Source organism: Pseudomonas protegens (genome assembly GCF_003732485.1).
In the GTDB taxonomy this organism is placed as follows: Bacteria; Pseudomonadota; Gammaproteobacteria; order Pseudomonadales; family Pseudomonadaceae; genus Aquipseudomonas; species Aquipseudomonas protegens_B.
On sequence record NZ_MOAK01000001.1, the window covers coordinates 1 to 9,663 of the forward strand.

8 protein-coding genes, 1 tRNA gene and 1 pseudogene are annotated in these 9,663 nt (G+C 59.5%); 4 read left to right on the top strand and 6 right to left on the bottom strand.

The window, feature by feature from the left end; genetic code table 11:
* Nucleotides 1-552, bottom strand: a pseudogene (locus BLX41_RS00005) (transposase); the annotation flags it as partial.
* A 131-nt stretch (nucleotides 553-683) separates the two neighbouring features.
* Between BLX41_RS00005 and BLX41_RS00010 the strand changes: the two are divergent.
* Nucleotides 684-1,322, top strand: coding sequence for a tyrosine-type recombinase/integrase (locus tag BLX41_RS00010; RefSeq protein WP_123723253.1), 639 nt, complete (start codon nucleotides 684-686; stop codon nucleotides 1,320-1,322).
* A gap of 155 nt (nucleotides 1,323-1,477) precedes the next feature.
* Here the strand turns inward: BLX41_RS00010 and BLX41_RS00015 are convergent.
* A tRNA-Cys gene (locus BLX41_RS00015) sits at nucleotides 1,478-1,551 on the bottom strand.
* A gap of 394 nt (nucleotides 1,552-1,945) precedes the next feature.
* Between BLX41_RS00015 and BLX41_RS00020 the strand changes: the two genes are divergently transcribed.
* From BLX41_RS00020 to BLX41_RS00030, 3 genes are all read left to right on the top strand, one after another.
* Complete coding sequence (locus tag BLX41_RS00020) at nucleotides 1,946-3,046, top strand: polyamine ABC transporter substrate-binding protein (protein ID WP_123723254.1); 1,101 nt, start codon at nucleotides 1,946-1,948, stop codon at nucleotides 3,044-3,046.
* A 52-nt stretch (nucleotides 3,047-3,098) separates the two neighbouring features.
* A complete protein-coding gene (locus BLX41_RS00025) occupies nucleotides 3,099-4,517 on the top strand; it encodes an aminotransferase (protein WP_123723255.1) in 1,419 nt (472 codons plus the stop codon).
* Between the two features lie 74 nt (nucleotides 4,518-4,591).
* Complete coding sequence (locus tag BLX41_RS00030) at nucleotides 4,592-5,473, top strand: helix-turn-helix transcriptional regulator (protein ID WP_123723256.1); 882 nt, start codon at nucleotides 4,592-4,594, stop codon at nucleotides 5,471-5,473.
* Between the two features lie 105 nt (nucleotides 5,474-5,578).
* On the opposite strand, the gene BLX41_RS00035 is transcribed toward BLX41_RS00030, so the two are convergent.
* The 4 genes from BLX41_RS00035 to BLX41_RS33980 all read right to left on the bottom strand — a co-directional run.
* The gene (locus BLX41_RS00035) at nucleotides 5,579-6,619 is read right to left on the bottom strand and encodes an ABC transporter substrate-binding protein (protein ID WP_123723258.1); all 1,041 of its coding nucleotides are present in this window, start codon (nucleotides 6,617-6,619) and stop codon (nucleotides 5,579-5,581) included.
* Between the two features lie 547 nt (nucleotides 6,620-7,166).
* Entirely contained in the window at nucleotides 7,167-8,114 is a 948-nt protein-coding gene (locus BLX41_RS00040) for an AEC family transporter (RefSeq protein ID WP_123723259.1), read from the bottom strand.
* Nucleotides 8,107-9,354, bottom strand: coding sequence for a beta/alpha barrel domain-containing protein (locus BLX41_RS00045; RefSeq protein WP_123723257.1), 1,248 nt, complete (start codon nucleotides 9,352-9,354; stop codon nucleotides 8,107-8,109). Before BLX41_RS00045 ends, BLX41_RS00040 begins: the two co-directional genes overlap by 8 nt.
* A 117-nt stretch (nucleotides 9,355-9,471) precedes the next feature.
* On the bottom strand, nucleotides 9,472-9,663 hold a 192-nt coding region (locus tag BLX41_RS33980; protein ID WP_221179181.1), incomplete at its 5' end, for a hypothetical protein.

Here is a 9,663-nt window from a genome sequence, read left to right on the forward strand (position 1 = left end):
CGCAGACCTTCAAGACGCATCAGCCTCGCTACACGATGGCGGCCGCAATCTTCACCGATCTCGCCAGATCGTCATGGATTTTGCGATAGCCATAAACGCCGTCGCTCTCCAGCCAGGAATGCTTGATCAAACCCACCAATCGCTGGTCGTCTTTGGCGCGTACAGATTGCGGCTCAGACAGCCAGGCGTAATAACCGCTGGGATGGACTTTCAGCGTCAGGCAAAGCCGTCGAATCGAATAGTCGCCCGCGCGCTGCTTGATAAAGGCGTACTTGAGCCGCACTCCTTGGCAAAGTACGCGGCGGCCTTTTTTAATATGTCTCGCTCTTCAGTGACGCGCTTGAGTTCCGCTCGCAGGCGACGCAGTTCAGCGTGCTGATCATCGTCTTGCTGCCGTTCTGCCTGAGGCTTGCTGTAGCGCTTTATCCAGGCATAGAGGCTATGCGTCGAAACGCCGAGGCGGGACGCTACCTCCGCGCCAGGCAGCTTCTTTTCGGTCACTTGATTGACCGCTTGGATTTTGAATTCTTCGGGGTAACGCGGGTTGCTCATGGCAGCTCCTGATTGGCCTCAGTTTAAGGCAAAGAGGTGTCTACGAAACCCGGGGCGATTCAGTTGCCCAGTATCGAGATGCTAGAACCGCAAAGGTCAGGGCCAACTGAGAGATCGCACTACTGTCACACATGTTCACGATCGCGCGCGAGTGGGGATTGACCAACAATGCCAACCCTTGCTTCGGCGTACGCCGAAACAAGGAGAAACCGAGGGCCTACTACGCCGGCGAAATCGTGTGGAATGCGGTGTATGCAGAGGCAGGGCAAGAACTAAAGGACGCCATGGACCTGGCCTACCTGACCGGCCAGCGCCCCGCGGATGTACTGAAGGTGACAACTACCGATCTGGCCAACGGTTTCGTAGGGGTTCGCCAGGGCAAGGGTGGCAAACTTCTGCGCATTCGCCTGGACGATGCGGGGGAACAATCAGCGCTTAGCCTATTCCTAGACAACCTGCTCGAACGCAGATCGTTGAATGGGATTAAGACCTCAACTCTGATCACGAACGCTTCCGGCCTTAGGATGAGCCAGCAGATGCTGCGCAACCGCTGGGATGAAGTCCGGGATAAAGCAGCAATCAAGGCCGGTGCCGATGGCGATCCTGCCCTTGCTGTGCTCATCCGTCAGTTTCAGTTCAAGGACATCCACCCCAAAGCCGCCAGCGAGATAGAACTGGCGCATGCAAGTCGACTGCTCGGCCACTCAACTGAGGAGATGACAAAGAAGGTCTATCGGCAAGTCGGTGAGATCGTTAACCCCACCAAGTAACAGACCAACACCCCCCTCACCCTGCGCTGTTCTGCACCCTCATTGTTATCAAAAACGCGCGAGGTTGCGGAACACATCCCAAAAGTTGCGGAACACCTCTCAAATCACAGGCAATAAAAAACCCCGTAAATCATTGATCTACGGGGTTTTAAGAGTGGAGGCCGAGGTCGGAATCGAACCGGCGTAGGCGGATTTGCAATCCGCTGCATAACCATTTTGCTACTCGGCCCCAAATGTCCAATGCCTGAAAAACAACACTGAACACATACAAACTAGAACGGCTCTTGAGATCAACCTCATCTCGCAACTCTTTGATTTCTAAAGAGTTTTTCCGTTTCCTCGCTGAGGAATGGTCGCAATTATGGACATGTTTTCCATTCCTGGCAACTCCTATTCGATATTTTTTCTTCCGGGCTGTTTCTACAGGTTTCCGGGCGGGCAAATACGCCTCGAAGTCGCCGACGGGGCTGGATGATTGCACAAATCAAGTCCGATAGCTCGCCCTGGCCTGTTCCTCACTCACCTACCCGATCGGGTTATGGCATGTGTGCGGTCGCTCGCGGACAGTAGCGCCAACGGCTCGACCCGGGCTCCTCCCATCAGGTTCAAGGCGGAATTCCAGCATGCGTACAGCATTCCCTGCGGTGTTTGGCGTGGTTCTGACGGTGGCGACGGCCTGGGTGCAGGCCGAGGAGCCTGCAAGCAAGACCCTGCGGTTGTACAACTGGTCGGACTACATCGGCGAGAACACTCTCGCCGGCTTCGAGAAAGTCAGCGGCATCAAGGTGATCTACGACACCTTCGATTCCTATGAAACCGTCCAGGGCAAGCTGCTGCCGGGGCGCTCCGGCTACGACCTGGTGGTACTCAATGCGGCGCTGGTGCCGCCCTTGATCAAGGCGCGGGTGTTCCAGCCGCTGAACAAGGCCTTGCTGCCCAGTTGGCAGAATCTCGACCCGCAGGTGCTCAAGAGCCTGGAAAGCTACGACCCGGGGGTGCAGTACTCGGCGCCCTATACCTGGGGCAGCAATGGCGTGACCTATAACGTCGACAAGGTCCGCGAGCGCATGCCGGACGCGCCCATCGGTTCTCTGGCCATGCTCTTCGATCCCAAGGTGGTGTCGCGCTTCGCCGATTGCGGGGTGACGCTGCAGGATTCGCCCACCGACATTCTGCCGCTGGTGCTGGCTTACCTGGGGCGCAATCCCAACAGCGCCGCCCCCGAGGATTTGAAAGCGGCGCAGGATGCCTTGATGGCGGTGCGCCCCTATATCCGCAAGTTCGACTCCACCAGCTACCTCAATGGCCTGGCCAATGGCGACCTGTGCGTCAGCGCCACCTGGTCCGGCGACTACGCCACGGCCCAGGCCCGGGCCAACGAGGCCGGGGCACCGGTCAAGCTCGACTATTTCATTCCCAGGGAAGGCTCGCTGATCTGGTTCGACGATTTCTATATCCCCGCCGACGCGCCGAACGTGGCCAGCGCCCATGCCTTTATCCAGTACCTGCTGCAACCCCAGGTGATGGCCGAGGTCAGCGACTACATCCGCTACGCCAACGCCAACCTCAAGTCCACGCCACTGTTGAGCGCCGAAGTGCGGGACAACCCGGCGATCTACCCCGATGCCCAGACCCGGGAGCGGCTGTTCACCCAGAAGATCCAGACGCCCGCCAGCATCCGGCTGATCACCCGCACCTGGAACATGGTGAAGATCGGCAAGTGAGCCCCCGAACCCACAGACTTTCCACCCCATATTGCTACCCGAGGTGAAGCCCATGGCTATCCAACACGACGCCTTCTTCCAGCAGTTCGACGATTCGAAACTGGTGGCCGCCGACAAGGCGCACTACATGCACGGCTTCCATATGTTCGACGAACACCGCGAGCAGGGTTCGTTGAATATCGCTGCCGGCGACGGCGCCTACATCTATGACACCGCCGGCACCCGCTACCTGGATGCCGTAGGCGGCATGTGGTGCACCAACATCGGCCTGGGCCGCGAGGAAATGGCCGAGGCCATCGCCGACCAGGTGCGGCAACTGGCCTACTCCAACCCGTTCTGCGACATGGCCAATGTCAGCGCCATCGAGCTGTGCCAAAAGCTGGCAAGCCTGGCCCCAGGGGACCTGAACCACGTGTTCCTGACCACCGGCGGCTCCACCGCGGTGGACACCGCCTACCGCCTGGTGCAGTTCTATCAGAACAGTCGCGGCAAGCATGAGAAGAAGCACGTGATCTCGCGGCATAACGCGTACCACGGCTCCACCTTCCTGACCATGTCCATCGGTAACAAGGCCGCTGACCGCGCGCCTGAATTCGACTTCATGAGCGACCTGTTTCACCACATCTCCTGCCCCAACTACTACCGGGCGCCGGCCGGCATGAGCGAAGCGGACTTCCTCGAGTTCCTGGTAGCGGAATTCGAAGACAAGATCCTCACCCTGGGCCCGGACAAGGTGGCGGCGTTCTTCGCCGAACCCATCATGGGCTCCGGTGGGGTAATCATTCCTCCCGAGGGTTATCACCGGCGCATGTGGGAAATCTGCCAGCGCTACGACCTGCTGTATGTCGCCGACGAAGTGGTGACCTCCTTCGGCCGCCTGGGTGCTTTCTTCGCCTCCGAGGAAGTGTTCGGCATGCAGCCGGACATCATCACCACTGCCAAGGGCCTGACCTCGGGCTACCTGCCCCTGGGCGCGTGCATTTTCTCCGAGCGCATCTGGCAGGTCATCGGCGAGCCGGGCAAGGGTCGCTGCTTCACCCACGGTTTCACCTACAGCGGGCACCCGGTGAGTTGCGTCGCGGCGTTGAAGAACATCGAGATCATCGAGCGGGAAAACCTGCTGGCCCATGTCGAAGAGGTCGGCGTCTATATGGAGCAGCGCCTGCAGACCCTGGCCGAACTGCCCCTGGTGGGCAGCGTGCGCTGCAAGCGGCTGATGGCCTGCGTCGAATTCGTCGCCGACAAGCGCACCAAGGCGCTGCTGCCCGATGCGCTGAACATCGCCGAGCGCATCCATCTGCGGGCCCAGGCCAAAGGCCTGCTGGTGCGCCCCATCGGCCATCTCAACGTGATGTCGCCCCCCTTGATCATCACTCGCCAGCAGATCGACGAGATAGTTGCCACCTTGCGCGACTGCATCCTCGAAGCCGCCGCCGAACTGCGCCAGAACGGCCAGTACCTGGGCCAATGACCCCTAGTCGGTGGCAGCGCGAATATCGGCCCGGGGTCTTACCGGGCCTGCGCCCGACCGTTAGACTGCCGGGCATGAGCGCACCTGCAAACACTTCTACCGCCCCCCTCAGCCTCCCTGCCCTGCAGGCCTGGCACGCCTGTCTGGCCCAGGCCTTCGGCAGTGTGGACAATGGCACTTTCCTGCAGCACCTGGCGACGGCGCTGAACGCCCTGACGCCCATCGAATCGATGATGATCAGCCTGGAACGCAAGGGCCTGCCACCGCAATTGCTGCATGAACGGGGCATAGTCGGCGCCTACCGCGACGAGATCATCAACCGCTATTTTTCCCGCGGTTATCTGCTGGATCCGTTCTGCCTGGCGGTGGAAAACGGCCTGGCCGAAGGTTTCTATCACCTGTCGGAAATCGCCCCGGACGACTTCTTCAGCAGCGAGTACTACAAGACCTACTACCTCAAGACCGGGGGCGCGGAAGACAGTTACTACATCGTCGACCTCGATCCCCAGAGCAAGATTTCCCTGTGCATGTTCCAGGGCCTGAGCGGCGAGCGCTTCGCCAGCGAACCCCTGGCGCTGCTGCGGGCGGTGGAACCGCTGGTGCGCGAGCTGATCCGCCGTTTCGGCAGTGGCGGCCTGCAATCGCTGTTGCGCCAGGCCACTCGGGACGCGCTACCCGCCCCGGCACCGGCCAACTTCAACCAGCAGATCGAAGCGGCGTTCATGAGCTTTGGCCAGCCACTGCTGACGGTTCGCGAGCGCGAAATTGCCCACCTGATCCTGCGGGGGCACTCGGTAAAATCCACGGCCAAGGTGCTGGAGATTTCCCCGGAAACCGTGCGCATGCACCGCAAGAACCTCTACACCAAGCTGACCATCAACTCCCAGGCCGAGCTGTTCGCACTATTCATCGACTGGCTGACCCAGCCCCCACCGACCAGCCAAAGCCCCCTGTAGGAGCGAGCGTGCTCGCGATGCACTCAAAAACGCCGCGATCACTGAGTGAACGCGGTGTTTTCGTTGACGATCTTCGCGAGCAAGCTCGCTCCTACGGCCTTTCCATCAGCGAGCGGCCCAGGCGTTGAAACGCTGCTCCAGCTCCTCGCCATGATCGACCCAGAACCCTGCATCCACTGCCCTGGCGCCCTTCAAATTGGCCTCGTAGGTCGGCAGTTGCTGCTGCACCGCCTCGGGCAACAGGGGCAGTGCCTGACGGTGCACCGGTCCATAAGGGATGTTCTCCGAAAATGCCTTCTGCGCCTGGGGCTGGCTGGCGAAGAGGATGAAATCTTCGGCCAGGGCCTTGTTCGGCGAGCCCTTGACCACCGCCCAGTACTCCGGGTCGTACAGGCTCTGGGGCCAGAGGATACTCAGTTGCATGCCCTCCTTCTGGGCCATGGCAATGCGCCCGTTGTAGGCTGCGCTCATCACCACGTCACCGGCCACCAGCCACTGCGGCGGCTGAGCCCCGGCTTCCCACCACTGGATGTAGGGCTTGATCTGGTCGAGCTTGGCAAAGGCCCGGGTCACGCCCTCGGGGGTGTTGAGCACCTGATACAACTGGGCAGGCGCCACACCGTCCGCCAGCAAGGCAATTTCCAGGGTGTACTTGGCGCTCTTGCGCAAGCCGCGCTTGCCGGGGAAGTCCTTGAGGTTCCAGAAATCCGCCCAGGACTGCGGCGCCTTCGCCAGCTTCTGCGGGGCAAAGGCCATGACCATCGACCAGACGTAGGTGGCCACGCCGCACTCGTTCAGGGTGCCCGGGACGAACTGCGCCGGATCACCGAAGCGGGCCAGGTCCAGAGGTTCGAACAAGCCCTCGTCACAGCCGCGCAACAGCTCCGGGCTCTCCACTTCGACCACATCCCAGCTGGTCTTGCCGACATCGACCATGGCCTTGATCTTCGACAGTTCTCCGTTGTACTCACCCGCCACCACTCGGGCTGCGCCACTCTGGTTGAAGGGTTGGAAATAGGCTTTTTCCTGAGCCTGTTTGGTGGCTCCGCCAAAGGAAATGACGGTGAGATTCTGTGGTTGAGCCGAAGCCCCGGTACACAGCAGCACCCACGACAATGCAACGCCGCAACGCAAGATGTTGGACATGAAACCCATCCTCAAGAAAGCCGGTTCGCCCGCACGAACCCGCACAGCAGAAGCCTGGAAGCGACCGTATTCACGGGCGGTACTGCACCAGGCACTACGAGTCTTGGTCAGCGGTGTACGACGCCTCGCAGCATAGGCCGCGTAGCCGGATCGTCACCGTTGCGGGCTCTGTGGCCCCGTTCGCTTGGAGTGTTTGCAACCGGTCCGGGGTGAGCGGACACGGTCTTGCTCGAATGGCGGTTCATCGCTTGCTCCCTGTTGTTTTTGTAGGAAGAACAAATCGATCGGCAGTGCATCGCCGGAGGCGCCCGTGGCAGTCGGGCAGGCGTATGCAGGGGTTCATTGTTTCCATAACCCGGAACGTTGCGAAACGAGGTTTTTGTGAGGCACAGGCAAGGGAAAAGCTGCTTTGCGCGCAGCCATTGCGACATTTAGCGGGGATCATCAGTCCCGCGACGAACGCCGCGGGACGGGCAAACAAAACACCCCGCAAGCGCATGACGCTTGCAGGGTGCTGAGGCCGGTCATCAACCGGCAGGCTTGAGCATCAGTCCAGTACGACCAGCAACCCCGAGATCACCCCGATGCCGATCACCGCGGAGAGCAGCATGCTGCTGGAGACCTCCGTCTCATAGGTCTTGTAGCGCGACGCCAGGATGAACACGTTAACCGCCACCGGCAGCGCCGCCATGATCACCGCAATCTTGATCAGGAAGTCGCTGAGGCCAAACACATACCTGGCGGAAACAAACACCAGCACCGGCAACACCACCACCTTCAACAGTGCCAGAGTCAGGGCGTCGCCCTTGATCAGGCTCTGATTCCTGTGCACGGCAAAGGCGGCGCCCAGGGCCACCAGGGCCAAGGGGCCGGTGGCATTGGTCATCTGCGTGGCGAATATCTGCAACGGACTGGGCAACTGCCATTGCAGAGCAATGAACAGCACCGCCAGCAACACCGCCAGGATCAGCGGGTTGCTGACAATGGAGCGGGTCGTGGTAAGCAGCACGCGGGCCAGGTCCGGCTTGGCCTGTACCTCCTGCTGCGCGGTGAGTTCCATGATCAATGCGCCACCTGCAAGGATCACCAGGTTGTCGGCCATGGTGATCATCAACGTCGGCAAGGCCGCCTCATCGCCAAAGGCCATGACCATCAAGGGCAAGCCCATGTACCCCACCACTCCCGATATGGACGACAGCCCACGCAGGCCGGCTACGCGCCCATTGCCGCCCCAGATCAGCCGACCACCCACCGCGGCGATGATGAAGGTCACCAGGCAAGCCAGGTAGTAGGCGCTGAGCAGCCCCCAGTCCAGCTCGCCGTGCTCCCGAGTGCCCAGGGTCTTGATGAAAATGAAGCATGGCAGGAACAGCCAGAACACGACCCCTACCAGGCCCTTTACCGTTTCCTTGCCAATGACCCCGATCCGCACTATCCAGTAGCCGGCGAAGATCATGGCAAACAGCGGCATCACCACCGTAAAGACCTTATCCATGAGCGGCATGCCCCCGGACAATCCGCCGTTCGGCATACAACGCCAGTTGCCGGGGGGTGTAAGTCGAGGCGCGGTAGAAATCCATCACCCCGCCCATGACCCGGCGATAGTGGGATTCGATGTCCTTCATGGAGGCCTGCATCTCCACTTTCAGGCTGTCTACTATGGGCCACAGGTCTGCATCGGCAATCGCGGCCACATCCAGCCCTGCCGTTGAATAGTGAGTCAGGGCCTGGCGAATGGTCTGCGGATGCAGGCCGACATAGTTGACGAAGTACCCCTTCTCATCATTGGTTTCCAGAAAGTCCGGAATATTCAGGACGCCGTAGTTGGAGAGTGTTTCAAACTTGCCACTCACCGGTCGATAAACACTGGGCAATTGCAAGAAGGCGTCTTCACATTGATGAGCTGCGTTGATCAACTTATCCAGATCAAGTTCACAGGAGCCCAAGTTTATATTATTGGCCTTGCACAACTTGACCACTTGTTCCAGGGGCGCAATACCCGATCTATTGCCAAAACCGGCCAACGCCCCTTCAACCATCTGAAAGCCCGAGTGAATGGCTTGCATGGTATTGGCAAGGGCCAGTCCGTTGTCGTTGTGGGCATGCAGGCAAAACACCAGATGGGGGTAATCCTTCACCAGCTTCGCGCACAGCCACTGGGTCACATGGGGCTGCAGCGAGCCCACGGAATCGTTGATCCTGATGATCTCCACCCCGAGGCTGGCCGCCCAGTCGATCTGCCGACAGATTTCCCCATAGCGCAGGTCAGACACACCCTTGCGAAAATTGTTGAGCACGCTGGCCTTGAACCTGACGGCACCGATGCTGCGAAACGCCTCGATGGCCCGTTCGAACTCCCGCTCACCCTGCCTGTAGGTGATCATGCCGAAGCTGAACACGGTGTCGGCGATCCACTGGCGATGTTGCTGACGGGACTGGAAATAGGCGAAAGCGGTTTCCCAGCAGTTGAGCAGAATGATAAAGGTGGCCCGGGTATCGGCGGGCAGTTCATGGGCTTCCCGGGCCTGGTGCAGGCGGTCCCAGACCAGCGGTTCTTCAGGCCCGCAGCCCACCACGAAATCTCTCAATCCTGCTGCAGCCATGGATTTGAGAATCCCGACCTTGGCGTCCACGGAAATGGGAAAGGCCGTACGTTCAATGCCTTCCCGAAGGGTTTCATCCACTAGATAGGGGACCGAATAATCACGATAGCGAATTCCACTTTCAACCGTCATTGCCCTGCTCCTTGCCGGTTCGATTATTGATATACCCACTCACGCTGAAACTTTGAATAAGTCCAATAACCGCAACACCATATAACACCGACTAAAAAAGACAATCTAAGACAATCCTTAAAAATCCCAGCAACAAACAATGACAAACAACCCACAAGAAGTCGCTTGACATAAACCCTGTAAAAGAAAATCAGAGAACACTCGACATTGAATAAACACCCGTTTCAATTTCAATACTTCACTCTGCAAACAAGCCACTTTCGCCGGCGTCCACTTCACTCCCCTTGAACCTGCCAGTGCCTTTGCCCC

Bases quoted from the DNA above. Each gene is read 5' to 3' on its own strand.
- BLX41_RS00010 (WP_123723253.1), top strand. From the start codon at position 684: ATGTTCACGATCGCGCGCGAGTGGGGATTGACCAACAATGCCAACCCT.
- BLX41_RS00020 (WP_123723254.1), top strand. From the start codon at position 1,946: ATGCGTACAGCATTCCCTGCGGTGTTTGGCGTGGTTCTGACGGTGGCG.
- BLX41_RS00025 (WP_123723255.1), top strand. From the start codon at position 3,099: ATGGCTATCCAACACGACGCCTTCTTCCAGCAGTTCGACGATTCGAAA.
- BLX41_RS00030 (WP_123723256.1), top strand. From the start codon at position 4,592: ATGAGCGCACCTGCAAACACTTCTACCGCCCCCCTCAGCCTCCCTGCC.
- BLX41_RS00035 (WP_123723258.1), bottom strand. From the start codon at position 6,619: ATGTCCAACATCTTGCGTTGCGGCGTTGCATTGTCGTGGGTGCTGCTG.
- BLX41_RS00040 (WP_123723259.1), bottom strand. From the start codon at position 8,114: ATGGATAAGGTCTTTACGGTGGTGATGCCGCTGTTTGCCATGATCTTC.
- BLX41_RS00045 (WP_123723257.1), bottom strand. From the start codon at position 9,354: ATGACGGTTGAAAGTGGAATTCGCTATCGTGATTATTCGGTCCCCTAT.